Source organism: Chloroflexota bacterium, from assembly GCA_026713825.1.
Taxonomy (GTDB): domain Bacteria; phylum Chloroflexota; class Dehalococcoidia; order Lucifugimonadales; family UBA1127; genus UBA1127.
In genome coordinates this window covers 42989-69441 of record JAPONS010000071.1, presented here as the reverse complement: position 1 = coordinate 69441, position 26453 = coordinate 42989, and the positions used below count along the sequence as shown (strand labels likewise).

Here is a 26453-nt window from a genome sequence, read left to right as displayed (position 1 = left end):
TAGTCGCGCCGCCGCCGAGCGCCTGCACGACGCGCGCGCCGATGAGAAACTCGAGGTTGGGGGCCATTGCGGCGGCCAGCGAGCCGACGGCGAAGACCAACAGCGACGCGCGGAAGAGCAGGGCGTGGCCGTGCACGTCTGCGAGGCGGGCCGTCAACGGGATGGCGGCGGTGAAGCCGAGGAGGTAGGCGGTGATGATCCATGCCGCCCGGTCGAGCTCCGTCGGCGGGACCTTCAGGTCGGGCATCACCTCCGGCAGCACCGTCACCACGACGGTGTGGTCGAGGGCGGCGGTCAGCACCGCGCCGCTGACGATGGCAAGGGGCAGCCATGCCCGGAGTCCGGTGGGAGCCTCGCCCGCCATGTCCGGCTAGACCGCGTGGCCGGCGTCGCCGATTGCGGGCATCGCGCGCACGGAGGGCTGAGCCTCATCGAAGGCGGTGAAGTCGAGGATGCGAATGACCGGCGCGATGTCGTTAGCGAACACCTTGCCGGTGATACGCACGCGCCGGACGAGGTCGTCCTCCCCCACCCATACCTCGATGTCCTGCTGCAGCGTGCCGTCGGCGCCGGGGATGAGCGGCTGGATGTTGGCGCCGCTGATTGCGCCCGCGATTCCCCGGCTTGAGACGCCGTCAAGCGACTCGTTGCCGGAATACTCGGGTGCCTGAATCGCTAGCAAGATGCCGCTTAGGGTGTCGCCGAGATTGTGCAGGTTGAACGGGAGCTGGCTCGACGGGAGCTCCAGCGGAACGCCGGAGAGCGGGTCCGTCATGGTGGCGTTCTCTCCGTCCACCTCGATCTGCATCTCCAGGAAGGTGTTGAGGGCGCTGACCTCGGCGTCGACCGACATGGACGCCTGGTCGGGGTGCTGCACGGTTCCCTGCGCGCCCTGCAGCACGACGCCCAGCAGGAGCGGCGTGTGCCCCTCCTCGTGCGACAGCGTGAATTCCAGCGACGTCACCTGCTTCATGCGCGCCGCGGCGTTCTCGAGGCGCTCCGACGGTGTCAGGTCCGACGGCTCGTCAGTTGGGCTGCAGGCGGCTGTCGCGGTGAACGCGAGGACGACAAGCATGAGCAGTGCGAGGGTTGAACGCAATGTCTCCAGTCTCATGGGCTCCCTTCACAGGACAGGTATCCGCAGTGCGATGAGCAGAGCGAGTGTATCAACGTCCGCCGTGCGCAAACAAGCGGGAATGCGTTAACGCGGATGGACGGGCGTAACCCGTCATGTGTCTTGACGCGGGGAACTGCCGTGGCAACGGACGGCTCTCCTGTAAGCGCCAGAGTCCCAAGAGTCGCTGCCCTTCCGTTGACGGTGGGAAAAACAACGTGTCTCAAGACTGTATCCATGCGGCACATTTCAGCTACAACACGACTGGTTTTTTCACAAGACACCCCCATGCGAATGGCAAGAGAATCGCCAAGGGCCGAGTGGCCAACGGAGAAATTGGCGTGCGTCTCGAAGTTGACGGACTGGTTGAGTTTGCGGATGTGGCGTTCCATGAGAGGAAGGTAGTGGAGATGGCGGGTTGTGCGCAATGTGGCGGTGTCAGGGGGTCCAGCTATCGCGGGACGGGCGATTCGCGAATCGCCCCTACGACGGGGTGAGGAAGCGCTGGGATGGTTGGTGATGGGGATGCCCCACTTGGCCGCGCCTCGGGATTCCTGCCTTCGCAGGAATGACGATTGGAGGAGGCAGGAATGGCGCATGGGGGGTGCAGGAATGACGACTGGAGGGTGCAGGGATGGCGCCTAGGGGGTGCAGGCAATGGCGCATGGGGGCGGGGAGCGATGCGTGGGGGTGCGGGATTGACCTACAGGCTGACCAGCGGCACAAATACAAGCGTCCCCGCCGTGACGGGGACGCTGAATTGTCCAGAGGCCAACATCTAACCGTCGGCCGCGGGTTCCGGAGCGGCCACCTGCGGGGCCGAGGGCATACGGTGCAGGATGCGGCCGAACAGGCGCGGGATGCTTTCATTGAAGAGCATGTACATGATTGGCAGCACCAGCAGCGTCAGCGCGGTCGAGCTTGTCAGCCCGCCGATGACGACGGTCGCGAGCTCGGCGCTGATGATGCCGCCGCCCTCGGACTCGACGGCCAGGGGCAGCAGCGCGAAGCTCGTCGTGATGGCCGTCATGAGGATGGGGCGCAGGCGCACGCGAGCGCCGGAGATGAGGGCGTCGTAGACGCCGAGGCCGCGCGCGCGCTGCTGCTCCACGAAGGAGATGAACACGATGGCGTTGGTGACGACGATGCCAATGAGCAGCAGGATGCCCATCATCGCCGCAAGCCCGAGCGCCCGGTCCGTTATGGCCAGCGACGCCATGACGCCGACGAGGGCCAGAGGCAGGGTCAGCACGATGATGAAGGGGTTTCTGAGGCTGCCCAGGCTGGCCACCATGACGAGGTAGACGAGCACAATGCCCACGGCCATGGAGATGAAGATTGCCTGGAAGCCCTCAGCGATGTCGGCAAAGACGCCGCCGCTCTCAACGTTGACGCCTGGCGGCAGGTCGATCGCGTCGATCTTCTCGTCGACGAGGATGCCGACGGCCTGCGTGTTCTCGGCGACGATGTCGGCGGTGATGCTTGCAGAGCGCTGCCCGTCCGTCCGGCTGATGGTGACGGGGCCCTCGCGGAGCTCGGGGGTTGCGACCTCGATCAGGGACAGTGTACCGCCGGGGCCGACGATCTGAAGGGCCGCCAGACCCTGGGAGCCTCCGGCGGCAAGGATGTCGCCGGAGAGGTACACGTCAACGGATTCGCCATCAATGTCTATGGACGTGACCTGCTCGCCGATGAGGAACTTGTTGAGCTGTGTGCCCACCTGCTGCGTCGTCAACCCGATGCCGGCCGCCCGCTCCGGGTCGACTTGCACGGCCAGTTCCGGGCGCGCCTGCGTCACGTTGCTCTCGAGGTTGACGATGCCCTCGATGGAGCCGATGGAGTCCGCAAGCTCGCGGGTGACCTCGGCGATATCGTCATAGTTGGGGCCGGTCACGAAAATCTCGACGCCGCCGGCCGGGGGTCCCGCTGAGAGCTCGGAGACGCGCACGGTCTGTCCGGGCTTGGTCAGCTCCTCTCGCAGTGTTTCGGAGATGTCCTCGGGGGCCTCGTCCGAAAGCAGGGCAAAGAACCTGGCCTGCTGCAGGCCCGCCGGACCGCCGCCGAAGTCGAAGTCCGTCCCGCCGATACTGGCGCTGTAGACCTCTGCAATACCGTCGAGGCGGTTCTCGATCTCCTCCGTTTCCGCGATTGTCTGCTGGACATCGGCGCTGGGCGGGAGGCTGAGCTCGATCTGCAGGAAGCGGTCGCCGCCGCCGCCAAAGAGGTTGACGGGGATGACTGAGAGGAGTCCAAGGCTGCTGACCGTAATGACGACCGCCGCGAGAAGCGTCACGGCGCGGTGGCCGAGCACCCACCGAAGGATTCGGAGGTAGAGGCGCTGGAGGGCGGTCTCCTGCATGGGAATGTCGCCCTCGTCACCGGCGGCATCGGGGAGGTCGCCGGGCCGCAACAGGAGCGCGCCAAGCACCGGGACGGCGGTGAGCGCGACGAGCAGCGACGCCAGCAGGGCGAAGGTCACGGTGAGCGCGAAGGGAAGGAAGAAGGCGCCCACGAGGCCCTCGATAAAGGCGAGGGGGACGAAGACGACGACGGTGGTCATCGTCGAGGCGAAAATGGCGGGCCCCACCTCGGCCGTGGCCTCGAGTGCGGCGCGCCAACGCTCCCGGCCGCCCTGGATGTGGCGGTACACGTTCTCAAGCACGACGATGGAGTCGTCGACGACGCGGCCCACCGAGATGGCGAGGCCGCCGAGCGTCATGAAGTTCAGGGTCATGTCCTGCCAGAACATCAGCAATATGCCCGTGAACACGCTGAGGGGAATGGAGAGGCCGATGACCACTGTGGGCCGGATAGTGGTGAACAGGCCGCGAATGAACGTCGGCCGGATGGTGAGCATGAAGGCAAAGACCACGGAGACGGCGAACAGGAAGCCGAACGTGCCCTCGCGGACGAGGTTGTCGATCTGCCGCTGAATGTCCGGGCCCTGGTCGTTGACGATGATGATTTCGACATCGTCGGGGAGGCCGGTGTCGCCGTCGAGGACCTCGTTGACGACGGTCGTCACGTCAAGGGTGTTGGCCTCGGCATCCTTGGTGACGTAGACGGCCACGCCGGGCTGGCCGTTGACGCGCGTGAAGCTTGTCTGGCGGCCCTCGCCGAAGGAGACCGTCGCGACGTCGGAGAGCCGCACCGGGCTGCCGTCGTTGGTGGCGACGACGAGGTTGCGCACATCGTCGACGGAGTCAAGTGAGTGGGTGGTCTTGGCGATAACGGCCTGACCGCCCTGGAACAGGAGGCCCGCTGGGAGAGAGACGTTGTTCTCTCGGAGGGCAGTCGCCACCTGTTCGAGGGTTACGCCGTTGGCGGTCATCTTCGCGAGGTCGGCCGAGACGGCCCCCCGGCGCTCCACGCCGCCATCCAACGAGACCGTCAAAACGCCTTCGATTTTCTCAAGCTCCGGGACGAGGAGGTCCTCGACAAGGGCCTGGACCTCCGGCAGCGGCCGGTCGGAGACGACGCCGAACTGGATTACGGGAATCTCCTCCGGGTTGAAGCGGCCGATGAGGGGCTCCTCGACTCCGCCGGGGAAGGTCAGGCTGCTCACGGCGTTCTGGACATGGGTCTCGGCGGCGGCCATGTCGGTGCCGTAGCGGTACGACACGAAGATGGCGGCGCGGCCCTCGGAGGAGTTGGACTGGATATTCTCGAGGCCGTCGGCGCCAGTAATGGCGCGCTCGATGGGCCCGGTGACGTCGCGCACGACGGCCTCGGGGTCCGCCGAGGGATAGGTCGCGAAGACGGTAACAAGGGGGAACTCGATTTGCGGGAACAGCTCAACCTGAAGGGAGCGGTAGGCCGTTATGCCGGCGGCGAGGATGATGATGATGGCGAGAATTGCGACTGTTGGACGGCGCAAGGCGAATGCCGTGAGGAACGTCACGTGGGTTACTCCACTTCTGCCCTCGGCAGGGAGGGCCTGCTGTAAAGGGGGCGGCAGTAATGAGTGGGCGGTTGTTGGTGAGAATTGTGAAATATTCCACCAATTAGCGTAACACAATTACCCCGGCAGCGTCATTGCTGCACTCGCTTCCGAACAATAACGGCTGCGGGTTGCGGGAGGTTAGGAGCGCCGTGGTCAGGCCTTCTCAAACGGGCCTAGAAGGTTGCCGCGTCTTCGCCAAACCACTTGCGGATGAGGGCGTTGAGCGTGCCGTCCGCCTTCATCGACGCGATGGCCTCATCGAGCTTCGCCTTGAGTTCGCTGTCCGTGCGTACGCCGATGCCGATGCCGCGGTCCAGCGACACTTCCGGCCCGACGATGGCGAGCTGCCCGCTGAACTCCGTCAACTTCTCCACGGCGAACGCGTGGTCGACGAGGATAGCGTCGACTTCGCCGTTCAGGATGGCGTCCACCGGGTCCTGCGCGTCCCGGAACGTCTTGAAGAAGATACCGGAGTCCAGGAAGTAGTCGGAGTAGATGGTGTCAGCCTGGGCGCCCAGACTCCCCTCGGCGGCCTCATCGCCCGCGCCTGCCTTAGCCAGGTAGACCGAGGGAGTCGGCGGGTAGTAGGGCTCGGTGAAGTCAATCCTTTCATCGCGCTCGTCCGTGATGCTCATTCCCGCGACGATTGCGTCAAAGTCCTCCGCACGCAGGTGGGGGATCATGGTGTCCCACTCATTCAGGACCCACTCACATTCCAGGTCAGCCCTGCGGCAGAGTTCATCGCCCATTTCACGCTCAAGCCCGTCGATTTCGCCGGCGTCGTTGACGAAGTTGAAGGGGTGTTACTCGCCGTCCGTGGCGAGCCGCACCGGCGGCGAGCCGGCGCACGAAAGTGACAGGGCGGCGACCAAGAGCGCAAGAGCAATTCCCGTAAGTATGCGAGCTTTGGTCACCATTCGCGCCTTCATCCTCCCATCCACTTGTGCCATTCGCCCAATTGGCTTTGCAGGCCACTCTTACAGCTTGCAGTTTCACAATTTCACGGACTCGCCACTGAAAGCAACGATACAAATTAAACAGTTCAAGCATAGCAGCAAGTGACTAAATTGACACGATTCGATGCGCCAAAGCGCGGTCAAAACGGGATGACTTGTGCGGCGGGAAGAGCATTCTCGCTTGCAAACCCGGCAATGCACTTACGTGGAGTCCTTGAAGAATGCACAATGTGGGGGCATACTGTTTTAACCCCAGATGGGGTCGTAACCGCCCGCTAGAGTCGCACCACAGTGATGTGGGAAGGGGAGGCCGATATGAAAACGCTTTCTGCAAGAGCCATTCTTCTGTTTGTCCTCTTACCGGTAATGGTGTTATCCCTTATAGCTTGCAACGGGGAAGACGAGGCCGCAAGCGGAGGCGACTCCGGCACAACCGTCACTGGACCAGCGACGGAACCTGCCCCTCAGCCTACACAGCCGCCGGAACCGTTCAGAATAGGGGTCATGGAGTCCCTTACAGGACCGGGCGAGACCTATGGCACCGTCGCCAACCAGGCGAAGCAACTGGCGATGGATGAGATCAATGCAAGCGGCGGCATCAACGGCAGAATGCTGGAGCTGGTGATTGAAGACTCCAAGTGCAGCGCCCAGGACGCTATCACCGCCTACCGGAAGCTCACAGACGTGGACGGCATCAAGATCATACTTGGCACGTCCTGCAGCGGCGCCATGCTCGGCGCGGCGCCTTTGGCCGAGGCCGACGGAGTAGTCATGTTCTCCGGGCTTGCGACAAACCCGGACATCGCGGAGGCGGGTGACTACATCTTCCGCACATCCCTGAACGACGCACAGCTCGGCATCGACATGGGCAACACCATGTGGGCCGACGGCATTCGCACGATTGCGAGCATCGCAGAAACCACCGACTACGCGGAGGGCGTGCGGAGCGCGTCGACTGACCGTTTCCTTGAATTGGGCGGCACGGCCCTGCTCGAGGAGAGCTACCCCACGGACGTCACCGACTTTCGAAGCCAGCTGACCAAGCTGATCGCCGAGGAGCCAGATGCACTGCTTGTCGCCGCGCAGGCTGAATTCTCCGGCGGGACTATAGTGAAGCAGGCGCGCGAGCTTGGGTACGACGGCCCCATCTACGGCGACGTTGTTGTCGCCGGCACGACGGCGTTGGAGGTCGCAGGGGACGCGGCAGTAGGCGTCAAGGCAATCATTACTGACCTTGACCCGAACAATACCACTGCAACCGAGGTGGTCAACAACTTCCGGGCAAAGTACGACTACGTGACGCTGCCCTGGTACCTGGGCTCAGCGTACGACGACGTGTACATCGTGGCGGAGTGTCTCAAACAGACGGACGACGACCAGGACGCTGACGGTATGCGCGACTGTCTTTACGGAATCACCTGGAGCGGCGCCATCGGCGAGAATTACAGCTTCGACGAGAAGGGGGAAGTCGTCGGGCTGGCCAACGTGGTCGTTGAGGTGCTCCCGGTCAGTGAGCGCACCGATGACAACCTGGGCTACAAGGTCTTGGGCCCAGCGCCAATTCTTTAGAGCTGAGTGTGAGGATGGAGACGCCTTGGCCCTGGCCGGGGCAGTCTCCATCCTCACTTGCATTCTGAAGCGCGGGGTGTAGATACGTGCGACGCCTGATAGCGTCCGGTAGCCGCCAGGGCAACATCCTTGCCATAGCTTTGGCGACGTTTGTGGTCGCATACCTCGCGTGGAAGGTCACGGAATCGCCCTCGCAGTCCGTGCAGTTTGCATTCAATGGCCTCTCCGTGGGCGCGGTGTACGCGCTGCTCGCTATGGGATTTACCCTTGTCTACAGCACCGTCTGGTTCTTTGACCTGTACTACGGCGCCGCCGCCGCCCTGGGCGCATACGGCGTCTTCTACCTCCGCTCCAAGGAAGCCATAGGCGGGCTGTACCAGGTGCAGAACCCTGTCGTCAATGCGCTCTTCGCGGCGGTGGTGGCCGGCGTTGTGGCGTGGGCGCTGTACGAGATCCTCTGGCCCCGCCTGCGCGATCGCGTCAGCCAGCGGAGAATGTACGGCATCGCCGGGGCCGCCGGAGCGGCCGCAGGCGTCTACGCCGGGTTTGTGTTCACTTTTACCGACAACCTTCATGTCCTCTTCGGCCCCCTTGCGGGGCTTGCCATTGGCGCCGTCGCGGGGCTGGCGGTGCGCGAGGCGCTTGTCCGGCTAACGGGCAACGACAGCCGGCTTTCGACGTACGTCCCCATCGCCGTTGGGCTGGCCGGGGGCATCGTAGCGGCGGCATACTTCGCGGGCGCGCCGGAGACAAAGCTGTACCTCAGCTGGGCGGTGTCCTGCCTGCTGGCCGGGTGCGTTGGGCTGGGGCTGTACCGTGGCCTGTACGTCACCCTGCGACAGCGGGCCCGCTCGCCGCTGGTCATGCTGGTGGCGTCCATGGGCATCCTGCTGGCGATCAGCGCGGCCATCACCATCGTGTTCGAGAGCGCGCCGCGCCCGCTGCCCGACGCCTTCGGCAGCGAGCCGCTGAAGCTGGGGGGCGGGAACATCAAGGGGTTCAATTTCTTCACGGTGGGCGTCTCGCTGGTGGGGTTCACCGGGCTGCTGTGGCTGCTGCAGCGGACATCGTTCGGGCGGACCGTGCGCGCCATCGGCGACGACGAGGACGTGTCCAAGGTGGTGGGCATCAATACGACGGTAGTCATCGCCATCGTGTTCTTCATCGGCGCGGTGTTCGCGGCGATGGCGGGCATCCTGAGCGGCCACGACACGGCGATACAGCCTCGCATGGGCCTGCTGTTGTTGCTGAAGGGTTGGATCGCGTCGGTCGTGGGGGGCATCGGCAACCTGTACGGCGCCCTGATCGGCGGCTTCGCGCTGGGCATGGTGGAACAGTTCGGCATCTGGGACCTGGCGGGCGAGTGGAAGGACGTCATCTCCTTCGTGGTGCTCATCCTCTTCCTCTCGTTCTGGCCCAGGGGCCTGCTGCCAAGGAAGTAGCGGAATGACAACGAACACCCCCGAGACAACCGAAAATCGGCGCGCCCGCCGGGTTTTTCTGCGGCTCGCCAACGGAAACGTCGAACTGTGGGCGAACATCATCGTTCTGGTGTGGGTGGTGGCGTTCGTGCTGTGGCAGGGCGTCGGGTTCGCGATCACCATCGGCACAGTCTTCGCCATCTGGGCGATCCTTGCCGTGAGCCTGAACCTGGTCATCGGCTTCACCGGGCTGCTCTCCGTGGGGCATATAGGCTTCTTCGGCATCGGCGCGTACAGCGTGGCCATCCTCACCTCCACAACCGACTACTCGCTTCTGCGAACGGAGGGCATCCCGACGTACGAGCTCCCGTTCTTTGCGGCGCTGCCCGTCGGCATAGCGCTGGCGGGCGTCACGGCGCTGGTGGTGGGCGTGGTGTTCAACCGCTTCCGCGACGATGTCTTCGTGCTGGTCTCCTTCGGCTTCGCCATCATCTCCTTCAACCTCTTCCTCAATGCGCGCGCGGTCACTCGAGGCGCGTTCGGCATTCACGACATCGCGAGGCCGGTGCTCGGCACGCGCGCGCTGGACGGCGAGCTGGAGTTCCTGGCGATGGCGCTCGCATGCCTTGCGCTCGTCTCCGTGGCGGCGTGGTTCATCGTGACGTCATCGTTCGGGCGGGTGCTGACGGCCATCCGCGAGGACGAGCAGGCGGCCTCGGTGTTCGGCTACCAGGTGACGCACTACAAGCTGGCCATCTGGGTGGTCTCCGCCATGATGGCGGCGGTGGCCGGCGGCCTTTTCGCGAGCTGGACGTCGTTCATCGACCCCAACTCCTTCATCCTGCTCGAGTCGATCCTGCTGGTGTCCATCGTCATCCTGGGCGGGCTGGCAACCATCTGGGGTTCGCTGCTGGGCGCGATGACGTTCGTGCTCCTGGAGGAGGGTATGCGGTTCATTCCGTTCCTGCCCGACGTGTACGTGGGGCAGGCGCGGCAGGTGGTGCTGGGCGTAATGCTGGTGCTGCTCATGCTCTTCCGCCCGCAAGGGCTGCTGGGGAGGTACAGGCTATGACGCAAGTTCCGGCCCGGGACGCTGAACACTACGCCCTCGGCACCGTGGGCGTCAGCAAGAACTTCGGCGGCGTGCAGGCGCTGCACCGGCTCTCCATCTCCATACCGCGGGGGCAGATTACATGCGTCATCGGCCCCAACGGCTCCGGCAAATCGACGCTCATCAACATCCTGAGCGGCGTGCTGCCCCTCGACAGCGGCATGGTCATCGTCGACGGCGTGGGCCTGCGGACAGTCCACCCGCATGAGACGCCGGGCCTCGGCATCACGCGGACGTTCCAGGACGTGCGGCTGTTCAACCAGATAAGCGTATGGGACAACATCATGGTCGTCCTGACGGAGCGGAGGCTGTGGCCCTCGCTCTTCGAGCGGAGCAAGGCGCAGAAGAAGCAGCGGGCGGAGCAGGTGCTGCGCGACGTGGGCATGTGGGACAAGCGCGACGCGCAGGCGGAGGACCTCTCCTACGGGCAGCGGAAGCTGCTGGAGATGGCCAGGGCGATGGCCCTCGACGTGAACATCTACCTGTTCGATGAGCCCTTTGCCGGGCTCTTCCCGCAGATGCTGGTGCGGGTGAAGGACATCCTCAAGCAGCTGCGGGCGAGGGGAAAGAGCATCCTTTTCATCTCCCACAACATGGAAATCGTGCGGGAGCTCTCGGACCACCTGATCGTCATGGACAGCGGCGAGCTGCTGGTCGAGGGTGACGTGGACGAGGTGCTCGCAAAACGAGAGGTCATCGAAGCGTACCTGGGCGCGTAATCGCAGTCCCCTAGACGGTGGAACATGGCAGAAGAATACGAGGCACAGGAAGTGACAGAACAACCGGAGCCGGTCGATGCCACCAACGGCGTGACGGACGAGCCGTACATGCTGGAGATGGCGGGCGTCTCCGTGCGCTACGGGGCCGTCGCGGCGCTGGAGCACGCGTCGCTGGGCATTCGCAAGGGTGAGGTCGTGGCGGTGATGGGGCCCAACGGCGCGGGCAAGTCGACCGTGCTCAAGGCGATCATGGGCCTCGCGCCCGTCGCCGAGGGCCATGTGTACTGGCGCAACGCGCCGCTGACCACGGCCACGCACGAGATCGTCAAGCACGGCATCTCCTTCGTGCCGCAGGGCAGACGGCTCTTCACGCACCTGACCATCAAGGAGAACCTCGAGATGGGCTGCCCCTACCTGCGAGACAAGACGGAGCGGCGCCGGCGCATGGACACGGTGATGGACCTCTTTCCCGTGCTCCACGACAAGCGCAAGGACCTCGCGAGCCAGATGTCGGGCGGGCAGCAGCAGATGCTGGCGCTGGGCCGGGGCCTGATGGCCAACCCAGAGGTGCTGCTGCTGGACGAGCCGACGCTTGGGCTCGCACCCAACATCGTCGCAAGCGTCTTCTTCAACGTCTCACTCATCAGCGAACAGCTCGGCACGATGATCATGGTGGTGGAGCACAACATCAGGGGAGTGCTGGACATCGTGGACCGGGCGTACATCCTCGACACTGGCCGCGTCGTCTTCGAGGGCACGCCGGACGACGTGCGTGAGACCAACATCCTGACGGAGGTCTTCCTCGGCAAGGTGCAGCCGATGGAGGAGGAGTAAGCCCCTATCCGGATACATTCTTGTCATCCGCATGATTGCACCGCGCAACTATGGAATGCTAGAGTGGTGCAGCCTTCCGACACCAGGGCAAGAAGAAACCTTGTACGAATACGGCCTCATCGGCGACATGTCCTCGGCGGCGCTTGTCGGCACGGACGGCTCCGTCGACTGGTGCTGCCTTCCCCGCTTCGACTCGCCAAGCGTCTTCGCCGCCATTCTCGACCAGGACATCGGCGGGCGTTTCCGCATTCGGCCAGCCGAGGCCTACACCAACGCGCACCAGACCTACGTGCAGGACACCAACGTCCTGGAAACCGTCTTTTCGACACCCACCGGCGTCGTGTCCATCACCGACTTCATGCCCATCCGTGACAGCGACTTCGACAGCAAGCCGGACACGAACCCCTCCGAACTGCCGGAACTGCACCGCATCGTCACATGCTCGGCGGGCAGCGTCGAAATACAGTGCGACTACGAACCCCGGCACGATTACGCGCGCGCTGTCCCGGCGTTCCGCGTGGTCCGGGGCAACGGGAGCGGCACCGTGGTCGAGGCACAGGGCGGGCGGCAGAGCATGATGATGCTCACAGACGTTCCCCTGCAGGTGAGCGACGGCGGAATGTCCGGCGTCTTCACGTTGTCGCAGGGTGAGACGGCCACCTTCGTGATGGCGTACGGCAACGGGCGGCCCGCGAGCCTGGAGCGGTACCGCTCGCACGAGAAGCTGCGGCTTACGCAGCGCTACTGGCAGGAGCTGGTGGCCGGGATGCGCTACCAGGGCCTGTGGCGCGAGCAGGTGGTGCGTTCCTTTCTGCTGCTGCATCTGATGATGTACCGGGGCACCGGCGCCATCGTCGCGGCGCCCACGACGAGCTTGCCGGAGACCATCGGCGGCTCACGGAACTGGGACTACCGCTACTCCTGGCTGCGCGACACCAGCTTCACCGTCGATATCCTCTACCGGCTCGGCGACGTGTACGGCGCGGACAGCTACGTCAAATGGCTGCTGGAGCAATGTCAGCTCAACACGCGCAGGACGCGCATCGTCTACGGCATCACGCAGTCGTCGTCGCTGAAGGAGCAGATTCTCGATCACCTGCGCGGCTACGAGGACTCGCGCCCCGTCCGTATCGGGAACGGGGCCGCCGAGCACCTGCAGATGGACGTCTTCGGCGAGGTCATCGCGTCCATCCACTCGCTGCTCGTGCTCCACGGCGAGATCCCTGAGGAGGCCTGGGAACTGGTGGACTCGCTGGCTGAAACGGTCATCGAGAACTGGCAAAGGCGCGACCGCGGGGTGTGGGAGGTGCGCGGGGCGCAGCAGCACTTTGTGTACTCAAAGGTGCTTTGCTGGACCGCGCTGGACACGGCGGCGTACATCGCGGCAGCCGTCGGGCACCGGCGGCACTACCGGCGCTGGGCACAGCAGGCGTACAACATCAAGACCGAGGTGCTCGACCTGGGCTGGAGCGAGTCCAAAGGAGCGTTCCGGCAACACTACGGCAGTGACGCCCTCGACGCCTCCAACCTGGCCATCCCCTTTTTCAGCCTCATCCCCCGCGAGGACCCTCGCGTCCGCTGGAACGTCGACGCCATCGAACGGGAACTGGCCGACGGCCCGCTCGTATGGCGCTACATCCCGGAGGAGACGGACGACGGGCTGGAGGCGCAGCCGGAGGGGGCGTTCACGCTCTTGAGCTTCTGGCTCATGGGCAACCTGATCTACACCGGTCAGACGGACAGGGCATTCGACTATTTCCACGAGATGATCACGAGGTGCTCCAACCACCTGGGGCTGTTCGCGGAGATGTTCGACCCCGCCGAGAACCGTCAGCTTGGGAACTTCCCGCAGGCGTACTCACACATCGGGCTTATCCACACGGCGTTGAACCTGTCCGGCTTTATCGCGGACACCCCGACGCGGCTCATTCGGCGGCGGCAGGGGTAAGGACGCTAGCCGTTTCCCTGGGTTAGAGTTGCTTGACACTCCAGTTTATGGCAACTATGTTGCCCACACGTAATCTCGTTTCGCCTTAACAGGGGGCGGCGTGCAGCGATACATCCTCATCCGGCTGTTTCACGGGCTAATCGCCTTCCTGGGTGTGACCATCATCATCTTTTCCCTCGTGCGGCTCTCCGGCGACCCTCTCGACAACCTGCTGAGCGAGGAAGACGACGAGACTACCGCCCAGTACATCCGCGAGCTATGGGGGCTCGAACGTCCGCTTGCTGTCCAGTACTTCACGTATATGGGCAATGTGCTGCGGGGCGAGTTTGGTCCGTCATTCAGCTTTGACGCCTCCGCGGGCGAGCTCATCAAGCGGCGGCTGCCCAACACGCTCCTCCTCGGCGGCATCTCGCTGGCCATCAGCTTCCCGCTGTCGATCGCCATCGGCGTACTCACCGCGGTGAGGCGGGACTCCGCCTTCGACTACGGCGGCAAGTCGCTTGCCATCGTCGGGCAGGCGACGCCCGACTTCTGGATCGCCATCATCCTCATCTGGATCTTCGCCGTGACGTTAGGGTGGTTGCCGACGTCGGGGAAGGGGGGCGTCGAGCACCTCGTGCTCCCCGTCATCGTACTCGCGCTGCCCAGCGCGGCCACGCTGCGGCTGATGCGCTCGGCGATGCTCAACCAGCTGGACTCCGAGTACGTGAAGCTGGCGCGCATCAAGGGGCTGCCGGAGTGGAAGATCATCTGGAAGCACGCCTTCCGGAACGCGGCTATCGTGCCGCTGACGTTCATGAGCGTCGTCATCGCGCAACTCGTGTCGGGGTCCATCGTGGTCGAGACCATCTTCTCGTGGCCGGGCATGGGCCAGCTCGCCATCCAGGCCATCAACGCCCGCGACTACCACGTCGTGCAGGCCCTGGCGCTCATGGGCTCGACCATCCTCATCATCATGCACCTGGTCACGGACATCGCTTACGTCTACGCCGACCCGCGCATTCGGTTCACGCGCATTAACAGGTAGCGGCCAGAAGGAGAGCCGAATGGCCACGTTTGCCGACAGGACCCAGTTGGGCGCCATGGAGCGGACGCAGTCCAGCTTCCAGCGTGCGATTGGGTTCCTGCGCAGCCTACCGTTGCTGTGGGTCATCATTTTGCTGGTGGTGCTGGTCATCCCGGGCCTATTCGCGCCCATCATCGCGCCGCACGACCCGCTGGACGGCGACCTCACGAGACGGCTGGCCCCGCCCGTGTGGGACGCCGAGGGCAGCTGGGAGCACATCCTCGGCACCGACCGGCAGGGCCGCGACCAGCTCAGCCGCCTGATATACGGTTCCCGCATCGCGCTCTTCGTCTCGATGACGGCGCTGCTCATCTCCGCCACCGTCGGCACGACGCTGGGGCTGTTGTCCGGCTGGTACGGCGGCTGGGTCGACCACGTCGTGCAGCGGATCGTGGACATCAAGGCGTCCATTCCGGCCATTCTCATGGCGCTCATCTTCGTGAGCATCTTCGGGCAGAGCATCTTCGTCGCAATTGCCGTCATCGCCATATTCCTCTGGAACCGGTATACGCGGCTGATCCGCGCGGAGACGCTGTCGCTGCGGAACATGGACTTCGTGGCGCGCGCGCGCGTCGCCGGCTGCTCGACGCCACGCATCATCTTCAAGCACATCCTGCCGAACGTCGCCAACACGCTAATCGTGCTGGCGACGCTGGAAGTGGGCGTCGTCATCATCCTGGAGTCGACGCTGAGCTTCCTTGGCGTCGGGATACCGCGCCCCACGCCGGCGTGGGGCGTCATGGTGGCCGACGGGCGCAACTACCTGGCCGTGGCATGGTGGGTTGCCGTCATCCCGGGTCTGGGCATCTTCCTGACGGTGCTGTCGCTGAACCTCTTCGGCGACTGGCTGCGCGACCGGCTCGACCCGAAGCTGCGGCAGGTGCGGCGATGATCGTCGCCCTCGGCGGCCTACGGGAGGACTAGGCGATGAACGTCGTCTGGTGGGCGCTTGGCGGAGCGTTGGCCGGCGCAACATGCGTGGCGTTCGGCATCTTCATGTTCTGGGTGATGGCGTACCTCGGCGGGTTCGGCATCGCCATTGGCGCGGGCATCGGGCTCGCACTGGGGGTGTGGAAGGGGATTAACGAGCGACGGAAGAAGCGTCCGCAGCCGCCGCTCAACAACTGGGACCGGCCGTTCTACTAGAGGCCTATATCGACCAAAACAGCACGGAAGCAAAAGAGAGGGGCGCCTACCGGCGCCCCTCTCCCTATTGCCATCGAGTTGCGGCTATTGTCTGGCTGCCTTCACGTTGTCGAAGTGGCTGTACAGGGCGATCATGCTGCCAGGGAACACCCATTCACCCACGATGTCAGGGTTGTAGACCATCACAGTGGGAATCCAGAGCAACGGAATTGCCTGGTTCTGGTTCACCATGATGTCTCCCACCTCACGGAAGATCTTGGTGTGTTCGGCCTGGTTCAGGGTCGCCCGGGCCGCCAGGTGGAGCTCGTTCAATCGCGGGATGACGAAGACGCCGGGCGTCCTGCCCCACTGGCTCCCGTAGATGAAGACGTTGGTGAACAGGTCTGACGACGTCTGCCGCAGGTTCAGGTGGTTGTCAAACTCCAGGTTCCTGGCCCGCGTCCCCTGTGTGGCGCTGTCCATGCTCTCGATATTCACCTTGACCCCAATGTCCTGCAGCATGTCCACCGTCGCCAGCACGACGTCCTGTCCTTCTGGCAAGCCCCGGTAGCTGCTGAGCAGGACCATGCCCATCTCGTACGGGTTATTGGGGCCGTAGCCGGCTTCCGCCAGCAACGCCTTCGCGCCCTCCGGGTCGTAGTTGAAGTTGGCCTCAAATGCTGCGGGCCACTCCGGGTTCCAGCCGTCGCTGCGGGGGTTGTAGCCCTGAACCTGCATGATGTCGGCGCCGCCGTTGAAGAGGGCCTGGTTGATGACATTGCGGTCAATGGCCTTACTCAGCGCCTGACGGATACGGATGTCCATCATGGGAACGTCCGGGTAGACGTAGCCCAACTCAGGCATCGTCCTGTCCTCCAGGTAACAGCAGAGGTACTGGAAATTTATCCGCTTGGCCGGGATTGTGCCCTTGATGGAGGACATGCCCTTGGAGAAGGCGGTCTCGTGCAGGTCCGTGGCCAATGGCGAAATGTGCACTTCATCGGTCAGGAGCGCGGCCAGTCTTGTCGACTCTTCCGAGATGAAGCGCAGCTCCAGCTCCTCGAATTCCGGCGTGACACGCCAGTGCTGATAGGGCACGCGCTTGAATCGGACGTAGCTGCCCTCGCTTCGCTCCACAAACTGGTACGGGCCAGTGCCGGCGATTGGGGGTTCGTCGAGTTTGGGATAGCGCCCAAGCTCGTCGAAGTTCTTGCTGCTCATCAACTCGAAACCACCGACGAACTGTGACATGTTCCTGAACAACGTCACGTTGATGGTCTTGAGGTTGACGACCGCCTGCCGGTCATTCAACACCTGCACGTTTTCGATTGCCGCAATGTACTGGGCTCCGCCAGGGTTGTCCTCGTGAGTAGCGTCACGGATGGAGTCTTCAAAATCGTAGGCGGTCAGTTCGCCCCAACCGTTGTGGAACTGCACCCCTTCGCGGAAGGTGAACGTGACGGACTTCTCAGCTATGGACCAGTCCTCAGCGAGCATCGGAGTGTACGCGCCCGTCTCCGGGTCGACAGATGCAGTCCACTCGTACATTGGGCCGAGCTGCCAGCCCGATGTGCCACCGACGGAGATGGCGGAATTGGTCTCGTCGGTCGGCGCGGTCATAGCTATGACGAGGCGCTCGAACGGCGCGGGCCCTGGCATAGCAAGATCGACGCTCCCCGTGGGTGCGGCCGCCGTGGGCGCGACCACTGGAGCTATCGTCGAGGGTCGCGTCGGCGCGTCTGGAGCCGTCGCCGGAGCGGGCTGCACGGGCTGCTGGGGCGACTGCGGCTCGGTCATTGTGGCCGTCGTGGCCGTGTCGTCACTACTCGACCCGCCACACGCGGCCACGAACACAAGCGTGGCGAATGCAAGCACCAGGGTTATCGCGAATCGCAATTGCTTGGTCATTGCTGCACCTCCGTCTAACCGTTTAGCTCTGTCTTCCTCCGGACACTCCGTGATTGATGTTGTGATTGACTCTTACCCGCTGTACGACGGCATCAGCAGCGACGCCGCTCCCACATCGAAGGGGACGCCCGCCGGCAGGACCGCGGACGCTGAGCGCACACGGTACCAATCGCCGTTGGCGGCCTCAACGGGCTCGACACCCTCCTGCAGGGCGAGCGCCATGCGCATGAGGCGGCGTCGGAACGCGATCACAGCGGCGTCGGTGGTGCCGAGGTGCTCGGCGGTGCGGTCGACGACGCGGCCCATGCTCTCCTGCACGGCGCGGTCCTGCGTGTTGATGCCGACGATGCCGGTGTAGTTCACCGTCCGCTGCCTCTCGCGGTCCAGTCCGTAGTCGTTGTCGATGTTGCGGAGGGGACGGTACTTCGCGTCAAGGGCCTCCTCGAGGCCTCCGCCGCCTCGGCTCTCCTCGTACGCGCGGTGCGGGCTCGCGCTCAGGTTCCACGTCCACGTGTTGTCGTCGTCGATGGGTACCCACGCGTGGCCGCCGTAGCCCATATTGCGCGAGTCCGTGTCACGCACGAGCACGGGCGGGATCATCGTGTAGAAGGGTGTCAGGAACTGGGTGATCCGCCAGTACCGTTGCCCCGCCTCTGCGTTGCGGCCCGCGCCCACCATGAAGCCATAGTCGGTCGGCCTGATGGTGAAGGACGGCGAGCGGTCGCCAGCGGCGTACTTCTGGTGCAGGGTCTTGGGGGCGTCCGGGTTGAGGTCAACCAGGTTGCGGTGCAGGAAGGAGATGTGGCTGGAGTCTATCCCGCCCTCCACCGCCTGCGCCCAGTTGCACTCCTCCAGCCGCTTGGTGGCCACGCGCTGGTCCTCGGGCAACGCCGACCATTCGAAGGCCGGAAGCTCGGGCTGGAGCTCCGGTGGGCCCATGTACAGCCACACGATGCCGCCCCGTGCGACGGCGGGGTACGACGTGATGCGCACCTTGTCCTTGAAGTTGCTCTCGGCCGGCTCCGAAGGCATGTCGACGCATAAGCCGTCGACGTTGAACTTCCAGCCATGGTAGACGCAGCGGAGTCCGCTCTCCTCGTTCCGGCCGAAGAAGAGGCTGGCGCGGCGGTGCGGGCAGTAATTGTCCAGGACGCCGATGTTGCCGTCGGTGTCCTTGTAGGCAACGAGGTCCTCGCCCAACAAGCGAAGGCGCACGGGAGGGCAGTCGGGCGCGGGGACCTCCTCTTCGAGGAGGCCGGGGATCCAGAAGCGGCGCAGCAGCTCGCCCATAGGAGTGCCGGGGCCAACCCTCGTGAGCAGCTCGTTGTCGCTCTGGCTGAGCATGCCGCGCCTCCTAGACGGGCACCGAGACGAAATCGTATTGGACGAATCAAGCCATTGCTGTTTTGGCGCACAATACGGCTGTGGGCCAACTATGTCAATCGCTTCTACAACACTGTCAGACGATTTGACGTTCCCTCAGCTTGACAACCCCAAGGGTTGGGGTACATTGGCGTCAGAATGGGCTCTGGCCGGGTGCGGTCCGGCCTCGACGCAAGCGGGGGAGGAGGGCGACATGCTGTCCGTAGAAGACAATGCCATGTTGACGCAGGTAGGGCCGGGCTCGCCGATGGGCGAGGTGTTCCGGCGGTTCTGGCTCCCCGCCATGCTGTCCAGCGAGCTGCCGGAGCCGGACTGCGAGCCGGTGCGCCTGACGCTGCTGGGCGAGGAGCTCATTGTGTTCCGCGATTCCCACGGGCGCGTGGGCTGCATCGACGCGTATTGCCCGCATCGGGGGGCGCCGCTCTTCTTCGGCCGCAACGAGCTCGACGGCCTCCGTTGCATCTACCACGGCTGGAAATTCGACGTGAACGGCGTCTGCGTCGACATGCCGAACTGCGTGGAGGGGTCAAGCTATCGGGAGAAAATCCAGATCGCGAGCTACGCGGCCATCGAGGGCGGCGGGCTGGTGTGGTTTTATCTGGGCCCGCCGGACAAGCGGCCGCCGGACCCGGGCTTCGAGTGGTTCCACAACCCGTCAAGCTGGACGCACTCCGCCAAGTACATCTACCACTCCAACTACATGCAGGCGCTGGAGGGCGACTTCGACCCGAGCCACGGCGCATTCCTGCACAGCACCCTCGACAGCAACGTGAGCAACCCCGCCAACAAGTTCGCGGGCATCACGAGCCGGCCGGTCGGGACGTCGCCGGAGTTCGTGCCGCCGCAGCCGGAGCCCATCGACTACGACTGCGGCGTCGGCAACGTCGGCCGCGCGATGGGCCCGCTCGGCAGGACGTCGAACCTGGGGCGCGGGCCGAGCTGGCTCATGCCGTGCTTCGACCCCGTCGGGCTGGCGTCGGCGGGCACCTACCCGATGAACATCAAGGTGCCGGCGGACGACGAGCACACCATCTACTTCCGCGTCCGGTGGAGCCCGACGGGGCCCCTGACGGAGCAGCAGGTGTGGGACCTGCGCATCGGCGGGTACATCAACCCGCCCCAGCAGCCGGGCACATTCCTGTACAAGGACAACATCTTCAACGACTACAACATCGACCGCATCAAGCAGAAGCAGTTCAGCTTCAGCGGGATGTCGCAGACAGCCGTGCAGGACACGGCGATGCAGGAGAACCAATGGGGACCCATCTCCAAGCGCTGGAAGGAGCACCTGGTCAGCACGGACAAGATCATCATCCGCGTTCGGCAGCGCCTCATCGAGACGGCACGCGCGCTGATGGAAGGCCAGGAGCCCGCCGAGCCCTGGAAGCCCGAGGGCTATCGTCAGTACCGCAGCGAGAGCTCGGGGGCGACGACGACGGGATAGACTGCACGTCCAGCTTGAGTTGGAGCAGAGAAGCACACCGAAACGAAGCGGCGGCGCAAGGGAGGCCAGAGCCTCATCAGCGCCGCCGCTCCTTTTCTTGCACGTTATGTGCGCCCGGACGCGGCATTACCTCATGCAGGCTGAACCTGAGCGTATACGAGCGTCGTAGTCGTTCGCCTTGACCGGCGGACTGACCATGCCGAATAAGACCGTCAAGTGCAACGGTGTCCCAGCCACCGCGAGGACGGTACATGGCCTATACCAAGCAAAGCGCCGGAACGGGCCCCAGTATCAGGCCTTCGCCGGCCGCAGCGTGCTCTGTGTTGTAATGCTGGCCCAGGTGACAGCATCGGCGCATGCCCGCCGCGAAAACCCGGAGGCTAGTCGCCGCCGTTGGTGAGCAGCCCGATGACCTCGGCCTGTATCAGCGGCGAGCCCTGCGGCGCCACCTCCAGGACAATGCGCGCCGGACGGAACCCGCCCGCCGGGAACATCTTTTCCCACTCGACGTCAATGGCCGGCCGGTGCATCTGCTTGCTCTGTACGAAGAACGTCACACGGGCGATGTCATCCACCGTCCCCCCGGCGTCCTCCATCAGGGTCGAGATGTTCCGAAACAGCACTTCAGCCTGCCCCTCCACGTTCGGAGGGAGCTCGCGAGTCCCCGGGTCCGTGCCAGTCAGTATGGACGACACGATCAGGCTGCCCACCCTCGCCCCCATCGGGATCGGGTGCACCCCCCGCTCCGAGTAGTCTATGCCCTGGATCGTCAGCATCTTCCGCTCCGCCATCTCTGCCTCCCTCCTCGCTCTTGGCGTATTGACTCTTGTGCTCGGCGCCTGCATCAAAGCCGCAACCGGAGACTTCGCTCTCGCTTAGCCCTCACCATCGCAGTGGGGCCCTCGTCAGGCGGTCGTCGACGCCCCCTTTAAGGAGACCCCATCACTGCGCGATCACCCGAATGACCTTACCCGATGCCTTTTCCCTACGACCTTGAATATACTCTCGATTGGCAGAATATGGCAGTATTTCGTTATTTATCGCCATATATATTGCGAAAAAACGACACAATAAGGCACGATTCAAGCACAATAGCCTCGGTTTGCGCGCAGTGTAGGCACGGCAATAGTGGAAGTCAAGGGTTGGCCCCTTGTGCGGAATGGGGAGTGACTGCCTCCGGGGCGATGGCCAGCATCGCCAGCCGCCACACTCCCGCTGTACGGCGTGGACGCAAGCCAACGTCAGCCCGGCCACATTCCGGCGCCAACCAACCGAGGGTCAACCTTCCGCAACTCTTACCCTACACTTAGCTCCGGGTACGGATGTACGAGAAGATTGCCAGCAGGATGCCGACGCCGGCGAGTACCGCAATGAACCATAGCACTCCCGGCACACTGCCGCCTGCACCCGCGGTAGCTGGGGGCTGGGTTGGAGCGGCAGTCGCCGTCGGCGTCGGCGCTACGGTAGGCTCCACCACGATGATTACCTGGGGCTCGGGTGTCGGCGTAGGCTCAGGGGTCGGCGTAGGCTCAGGGGTCGGGGTGGCCGTAGGCTCCGGCGTGGGCGTCGCCGTAGGCTCCGGCGTCGGCGTGGCCGTAGGCTCCGGCGTCGGCGTGGCCGTAGGCTCCGGCGTCGGCGTCGCCGTCGGGGCAGGCGTTGATGTAGGGACCGGTGTCGGCGGCGGCCCAACGCGAAACTGCGTGTCGCCGGTGACGCTCAGTTCATTGCGGTCGACGTTTCTGATGAGGCCATTGAAAGTGTACAGCCCCGCCGTCGGTGGAACGGTTACGCTGTAAATGAAGCTGGAGTCGCCAAACAGGTTAAACCGGATGACTTGCCCGTCCAGTTCAATCTGGCTGCTCAACAGACTTGAGTTGACGAAGGTGAAGCCGTTCGGCAGCGTTTCAACTACCTGGCCGATTGGCCCATAGTTGCTGGCCGTGATGGTGACCTGAAGCACGCCGCCGGGCGAGGCCCAGTCCTGCTTGAAGGTACGCTCAGCGCTATGCGACTGCGCCTCTACGTCGTCGGGCTGCGCCAGGAACGCGACTGCGCCCAGCATGGCGGCGATTGCCAGTGCCGCAATAATCCCCAGGGAAGTCCGGATCACTTTGCCCTCCCGTTCGCAGCGGTGATGCCCCAGCCTACTCAGCAGAGCAGCGCGAAACAAGCGCCATGACCTCGTCATCTTCATTGTACCGTTGCCGTTCAGATCGTGGGGGCCACCGAGGCCTCTGCAGCTTGAGCGGCCAGGATGACGGCGTCCGTACCCGGGTTGCCCGTGCCCGTCATATGACAGTGTACGTTTGTCCCAACGCCAGTGTAAGCGGCTGACCCAGCCGAATCCGGCCCGTTTCCTCACCGGTCGAAAGGGATTGTGTCTATCTGGACCCAATGAAGCTGCACAGGAATCACTGCCGGACACCAGCACGAGTCTTGCCATTCAACCGCGCAATGCCCCAGCCGATGGGACGGCGGGGTCGCCGGGCCACGGTGATAGCGTGCCGCATGCGGCGGGGCAACGGAACGCCGCATCAGCCGACACACACAACATCGGCGACAGGCATGTGGGTACGAATGCCCTGCGCGGGCAACCTGAAGAGAAAGCGGACAGGGGATTCCGATGCTTGTCCAGCCGACAGGCAAGGCTTTGCCATCGCGCAGAGGTTCGCATAGGAGTTGCCGCTGTAGCCGCACGCCTTACCCGGTTGGTGGTGCTCTGGACCACCAACGCTGCCAAGCTGGGAAACAATCATCAGCCCAGGCGCTCTACAGTCTCATGGCGGGGCGTCCACCCCTCGAACGTGGGCCCGTCGGGCGCGCTCCATTCGCGTAAGGAGACCTCGTAGCCGGACGGGTCCCGGATGACCGCTTGCCGCCCCCAGAAAGTCGTCGCGTCCCACGGCTCCCGCACCACTTCCACTCCCTTGCTGGTGAGGTCGGCGAGCGCTGCGTCCATGTCGTCCACGGCAATGCCGATTCTCCGGATGGTGCGCTCCCCCGGGAGCTCGCTGAGGTCGGCTGGCACGCCGAACTCCAGGAGAACGCCGTCAAGTTCCACATAGGCGGACAGTCTCCCGTTCGTCAGGTACTTCCGCAGCAGGGTGAACCCTAGGTTCTTGGTGTAGAACTCGATGGACTCCTCTACGTCCCGCACCCGGTAGTAGATGTGGCTAACGCCCCTGAACATGGCGAACGCCCTCCTTCTTCGATTGCCCATGATTGGCCCGATCGGTCCCCGGACCCAACCACGCACCCCTTCCGCAGATGGATGCGCGGCCTGCCGAGCCCCCATTGTGGCCCACGCCGAGGCCCGACGTGTGCCTCACTGAAATCAGTGGGAGCTACGCGACCGGGTCGCCGGTCGTGTAGCTCCCACTCCGTCAATCAGACGTTGGAACGGCCCCCGGGATCAGGCCTTCGCCGGCTGCAGCGAGCTCGGTACCGTGATGCTGTCCCATGTATCGGGGTCGTTGGTGAAGTAGACGCCCTTCGGCAGGATGGCCTGCCCCGAACGTACCCGGAACGACTCCGGGTGCGACGCCGCGTAGGGCTCGATGCCCTCCTGCAGGTCCCTCGCACCCCGGATGAGCCGCCGGCGCATCCGGATGATGGCGCGGTCCGTCGTGCCCAAGTGCTCCATCCACCGGGGCGCCGTGGTGCTCGAGCCCATGCTGTCGGTCATGGCTGAGTCCTGGGCCCGTCCGTTGTTGAAGGGGATGCCGGAGAAGCTGTAGTTCTTCTGCGCGTCCCGGTCGATCATGTAGTCGTTGTGCTTGTTGGCCTTCCCGATCCATGTCCCGGGAATCAGCCCGTTCTTCCAGGGTTCCGGGGGAACGCCCCGGCTCGGGTTGCCGCGCCCCACCTTGTAGATGAGCTCGTCTTCGTTGTAGGGCCTGTAGGGGTGCCATGAGCACATGTAGAACCAGCAGTTCTCATCGTCGATGGGCACCAGGAAGGCGGCGCGTATCGGTCCGCGCACGGCGTTCTTGCCTTCCGGCGGCGAGCCGTTGCCACCGCCCGGCGGCATGGTGATCCACGGGAATTGCCAGCGGGATATCCGCCAGTAGTTGCTGTCCGCTTCCGCCTCGCGCACCGCGCCGATGAGGATGCCGCCGTCCGTGTCCTCTACAAAGAACTCCGGCGGCCTGCCGCGCAGGTGGTAGCGCGCGTTGACGCCTTGGCCTTCCTGCTTGGCGATCTCGTGCTGGTCCAGCACGCTGTGCAGGATGGATGAGTGGACCGTGTCAATCTCACCCTCGATCACCTGCACCCAGTTGGACTCGTAGAGGATCTTGGTGGTGTCCATGTGCTCCGGCGGCAGCAGCAGGCACTCAAGCTCCGGCTTCGGGGGTTCCAGGTGCGGCGGCCCCATGTAGGCCCAGATGAAACCCGCACCCTCAAAGGTGGGGTAGGCCGTGGCCCGGACCTTGTCCTTGAAGGCGCTCTCCACAGGCTCAGACATCATGTCGACGCACTGCCCCTCCACGTCGAACTTCCAGCCGTGGTAGATGCAGCGCAGCCCGTTGTCCTCATTGCGGCCGAAGAAGAGGCTGGACAGCCGGTGGGGACAGAACTCCGCCAGCAACCCTATCCTGCCGCTGGTGTCCCGAAAGGCGACCATGAACTCGCCGTAGATCTTCGTCCGCACCGGCGGGCAGTCCGGCTCCGGCAGCTCCTCCGAGAGCAGCACCGGCGTCCAGAACCGCCGGCAGAACTCCCCCATGGGAGTGCCTGGGCCCGTTTGACACATGAACTCGTTTTCTTCCCGGGTCAGCATTTTCTCCCTCTCTTTCTTCCAAGCGTCCGCATTCGTCCCGCGCGGGGGATTTTAGCGCATGATACCCCTTGACTAAGTCCACGACAACGCATCTTGTCGTCAGCACCCCTAGGTGTTGCCGCCCGTCCTCGATGCGCGAACACTCCCCGCAGCCAGCGACTCCACGCCCCTTGGCCATTCGCGCTTCAGCGCGTCCACGACCGAGTGCGAAAACTTGCCGATGCCCTCAATCTCCATCTCGCCGATGTCGCCGTCCTGGAGAGGGCCCAAACCCTGGTGGTTGGTGCCGCACATGAAGAGGTCGCCGGGCTTCAGCGTCATGATGCTGGACATGGTCGATATCAGCACAGGAATCTGATGCTCCATATCGGAGGTGTGGTAGTCATGGCGAATCTCGCCGTTCACCCGGTACTGCACGTGCAGGTTGTGCGGGTCGGCAATCTCGTCCGCGGTCACGATCCAGGGGCCAATGGGGTTGAACGTGTCGAACGACTTCCCGAAGTTGCCGGGCATAGCCGGGCCGTCGCCCTGCGTTGGCCCCGGCGGAGGGCCGCCAATCCACGGCGACCGCGCCGACACGTCGACCCCTGCGAGGAAGCCGAAGATGTGGCCCATGGCCTCGTCATCCGACACGTTGCTCGCCTCCGAGCCAATGACAAAGGCCAGCTCCGCCTCGTGGTGGAAGATGCGCGCCTGGAACGGCGGCAGCACCACCGTGTCCCCCGGCCCGATAACGGCGTCCGGCGACTTGAAGAACATGCTCATGGGCCGCCGCACGGGGTTCTCGACGTTCTCCAAATAGTTCCCCTGGCCCATGAGGATCTTGCCGGGCCTGGGCACCGGGGGCCGCAGCCGGACCTGGTCGAGCGGGACCGCGTCGCCGCTCTCCGCCGCGGCATCCAACGCCGGCCGCAGCTGGTCGAAGTTCCGGATGATGCCTTCCAGCAACAGCTGGGGTGTTCCGCCGTCGCCAACCCCCACGACATCGCTGACGTCTACGACCCCTCGGTCGGTTACAACACAAGGACGAAAGTCGTCATAGAATCCAATCTTCATGCCAACCTCCTATCGAGTAAGTCATCCACTGCCAAGACTCTCTAACAGGGCAGCTTCCAATCGAATCCAGAAGGGG

Annotated in this window: 20 protein-coding genes and 1 pseudogene; 10 read left to right on the top strand and 11 right to left on the bottom strand. The window is 64.2% G+C overall.

The genetic code is table 11. The features are described from left to right. The 4 genes and pseudogenes from OXC99_09115 to OXC99_09100 all read right to left on the bottom strand — a co-directional run. A partial coding sequence (locus OXC99_09115; protein MCY4625139.1) for an MFS transporter occupies positions 1 to 364 on the bottom strand: 364 nt, incomplete at its 3' end. 6 nt (positions 365 to 370) lie between these two features. Continuing rightward, the gene (locus OXC99_09110) at positions 371 to 1114 is read right to left on the bottom strand and encodes an LppX_LprAFG lipoprotein (GenBank protein MCY4625138.1); all 744 of its coding nucleotides are present in this window, start codon (positions 1112 to 1114) and stop codon (positions 371 to 373) included. A gap of 778 nt (positions 1115 to 1892) precedes the next feature. Next, complete coding sequence (locus OXC99_09105; GenBank protein MCY4625137.1) at positions 1893 to 5015, bottom strand: efflux RND transporter permease subunit; 3123 nt, start codon at positions 5013 to 5015, stop codon at positions 1893 to 1895. Between the two features lie 215 nt (positions 5016 to 5230). Continuing rightward, a pseudogene (locus OXC99_09100) lies at positions 5231 to 5845 on the bottom strand (transporter substrate-binding domain-containing protein). A 534-nt stretch (positions 5846 to 6379) separates the two neighbouring features. On the opposite strand from OXC99_09100, the gene OXC99_09095 reads away from it, so the two are divergent. The 9 genes from OXC99_09095 (at position 6380) to OXC99_09055 (ending at position 15827) form a co-directional block, all read left to right on the top strand. After that, entirely contained in the window at positions 6380 to 7582 is a 1203-nt protein-coding gene (locus OXC99_09095) for an ABC transporter substrate-binding protein (protein ID MCY4625136.1), read from the top strand. 140 nt (positions 7583 to 7722) lie between these two features. Then, entirely contained in the window at positions 7723 to 9024 is a 1302-nt protein-coding gene (locus tag OXC99_09090) for a branched-chain amino acid ABC transporter permease (GenBank protein ID MCY4625135.1), read from the top strand. A 4-nt stretch (positions 9025 to 9028) separates the two neighbouring features. After that, positions 9029 to 10075 (top strand): branched-chain amino acid ABC transporter permease, encoded by a 1047-nt coding sequence (locus OXC99_09085; protein ID MCY4625134.1) that lies wholly within the window; start codon positions 9029 to 9031, stop codon positions 10073 to 10075. Continuing rightward, on the top strand, positions 10072 to 10833 hold the full coding sequence (locus OXC99_09080; GenBank protein ID MCY4625133.1) for an ABC transporter ATP-binding protein: 762 nt from the start codon (positions 10072 to 10074) through the stop codon (positions 10831 to 10833). Before OXC99_09085 ends, OXC99_09080 begins: the two co-directional genes overlap by 4 nt. A 24-nt stretch (positions 10834 to 10857) precedes the next feature. Next, entirely contained in the window at positions 10858 to 11667 is an 810-nt protein-coding gene (locus OXC99_09075; protein ID MCY4625132.1) for an ABC transporter ATP-binding protein, read from the top strand. Positions 11668 to 11767: 100 nt separating this feature from the next. Further along, positions 11768 to 13615 carry a glycoside hydrolase family 15 protein gene (locus tag OXC99_09070; GenBank protein ID MCY4625131.1) on the top strand — a complete coding sequence of 616 codons (1848 nt, stop codon included), beginning with the start codon at positions 11768 to 11770 and terminating at the stop codon, positions 13613 to 13615. A gap of 100 nt (positions 13616 to 13715) precedes the next feature. Beyond that, complete coding sequence (locus OXC99_09065; GenBank protein ID MCY4625130.1) at positions 13716 to 14642, top strand: ABC transporter permease; 927 nt, start codon at positions 13716 to 13718, stop codon at positions 14640 to 14642. Positions 14643 to 14661: 19 nt separating this feature from the next. Then, positions 14662 to 15573, top strand: a complete 912-nt coding sequence (locus tag OXC99_09060) for an ABC transporter permease (protein ID MCY4625129.1) — start codon at positions 14662 to 14664, stop codon at positions 15571 to 15573. 35 nt (positions 15574 to 15608) lie between these two features. Continuing rightward, complete coding sequence (locus OXC99_09055) at positions 15609 to 15827, top strand: hypothetical protein (GenBank protein MCY4625128.1); 219 nt, start codon at positions 15609 to 15611, stop codon at positions 15825 to 15827. A gap of 84 nt (positions 15828 to 15911) precedes the next feature. On the opposite strand, the gene OXC99_09050 is transcribed toward OXC99_09055, so the two are convergent. Continuing rightward, positions 15912 to 17714 carry an ABC transporter substrate-binding protein gene (locus OXC99_09050; GenBank protein MCY4625127.1) on the bottom strand — a complete coding sequence of 601 codons (1803 nt, stop codon included), beginning with the start codon at positions 17712 to 17714 and terminating at the stop codon, positions 15912 to 15914. A gap of 72 nt (positions 17715 to 17786) precedes the next feature. After that, positions 17787 to 19058: a Rieske 2Fe-2S domain-containing protein gene (locus OXC99_09045; GenBank protein MCY4625126.1), complete on the bottom strand. Its 1272-nt coding sequence runs from the start codon at positions 19056 to 19058 to the stop codon at positions 17787 to 17789. Positions 19059 to 19290: 232 nt separating this feature from the next. Here OXC99_09045 and OXC99_09040 point away from each other — a divergent pair, with 232 nt between their 5' ends. Continuing rightward, the gene (locus OXC99_09040) at positions 19291 to 20541 is read left to right on the top strand and encodes a Rieske 2Fe-2S domain-containing protein (protein MCY4625125.1); all 1251 of its coding nucleotides are present in this window, start codon (positions 19291 to 19293) and stop codon (positions 20539 to 20541) included. Between the two features lie 380 nt (positions 20542 to 20921). On the opposite strand, the gene OXC99_09035 is transcribed toward OXC99_09040, so the two are convergent. From OXC99_09035 to OXC99_09015, 5 genes are all read right to left on the bottom strand, one after another. Then, a complete protein-coding gene (locus tag OXC99_09035) occupies positions 20922 to 21332 on the bottom strand; it encodes a Rid family hydrolase (protein ID MCY4625124.1) in 411 nt (136 codons plus the stop codon). A gap of 515 nt (positions 21333 to 21847) precedes the next feature. Beyond that, positions 21848 to 22651, bottom strand: a complete 804-nt coding sequence (locus OXC99_09030; protein MCY4625123.1) for a hypothetical protein — start codon at positions 22649 to 22651, stop codon at positions 21848 to 21850. A 645-nt stretch (positions 22652 to 23296) separates the two neighbouring features. After that, positions 23297 to 23731, bottom strand: a complete 435-nt coding sequence (locus tag OXC99_09025; protein ID MCY4625122.1) for a VOC family protein — start codon at positions 23729 to 23731, stop codon at positions 23297 to 23299. A gap of 222 nt (positions 23732 to 23953) precedes the next feature. After that, positions 23954 to 25321, bottom strand: a complete 1368-nt coding sequence (locus OXC99_09020) for a Rieske 2Fe-2S domain-containing protein (GenBank protein ID MCY4625121.1) — start codon at positions 25319 to 25321, stop codon at positions 23954 to 23956. A gap of 108 nt (positions 25322 to 25429) precedes the next feature. Continuing rightward, positions 25430 to 26377: a fumarylacetoacetate hydrolase family protein gene (locus OXC99_09015; protein MCY4625120.1), complete on the bottom strand. Its 948-nt coding sequence runs from the start codon at positions 26375 to 26377 to the stop codon at positions 25430 to 25432. Between the last annotated feature and the right edge of the window lie 76 nt (positions 26378 to 26453).

Excerpts from the sequence above, each read along its gene's own strand:
- OXC99_09110 (MCY4625138.1), bottom strand. The coding sequence starts at position 1,114 with ATGAGACTGGAGACATTGCGTTCAACCCTCGCACTGCTCATGCTTGTC.
- OXC99_09095 (MCY4625136.1), top strand. The coding sequence starts at position 6,380 with ATGGTGTTATCCCTTATAGCTTGCAACGGGGAAGACGAGGCCGCAAGC.
- OXC99_09085 (MCY4625134.1), top strand. The coding sequence starts at position 9,029 with ATGACAACGAACACCCCCGAGACAACCGAAAATCGGCGCGCCCGCCGG.
- OXC99_09080 (MCY4625133.1), top strand. The coding sequence starts at position 10,072 with ATGACGCAAGTTCCGGCCCGGGACGCTGAACACTACGCCCTCGGCACC.
- OXC99_09075 (MCY4625132.1), top strand. The coding sequence starts at position 10,858 with ATGGCAGAAGAATACGAGGCACAGGAAGTGACAGAACAACCGGAGCCG.
- OXC99_09060 (MCY4625129.1), top strand. The coding sequence starts at position 14,662 with ATGGCCACGTTTGCCGACAGGACCCAGTTGGGCGCCATGGAGCGGACG.
- OXC99_09055 (MCY4625128.1), top strand. The coding sequence starts at position 15,609 with ATGAACGTCGTCTGGTGGGCGCTTGGCGGAGCGTTGGCCGGCGCAACA.
- OXC99_09050 (MCY4625127.1), bottom strand. The coding sequence starts at position 17,714 with ATGACCAAGCAATTGCGATTCGCGATAACCCTGGTGCTTGCATTCGCC.
- OXC99_09045 (MCY4625126.1), bottom strand. The coding sequence starts at position 19,058 with ATGCTCAGCCAGAGCGACAACGAGCTGCTCACGAGGGTTGGCCCCGGC.
- OXC99_09040 (MCY4625125.1), top strand. The coding sequence starts at position 19,291 with ATGCTGTCCGTAGAAGACAATGCCATGTTGACGCAGGTAGGGCCGGGC.
- OXC99_09035 (MCY4625124.1), bottom strand. The coding sequence starts at position 21,332 with ATGGCGGAGCGGAAGATGCTGACGATCCAGGGCATAGACTACTCGGAG.
- OXC99_09025 (MCY4625122.1), bottom strand. The coding sequence starts at position 23,731 with ATGTTCAGGGGCGTTAGCCACATCTACTACCGGGTGCGGGACGTAGAG.
- OXC99_09020 (MCY4625121.1), bottom strand. The coding sequence starts at position 25,321 with ATGCTGACCCGGGAAGAAAACGAGTTCATGTGTCAAACGGGCCCAGGC.
- OXC99_09015 (MCY4625120.1), bottom strand. The coding sequence starts at position 26,377 with ATGAAGATTGGATTCTATGACGACTTTCGTCCTTGTGTTGTAACCGAC.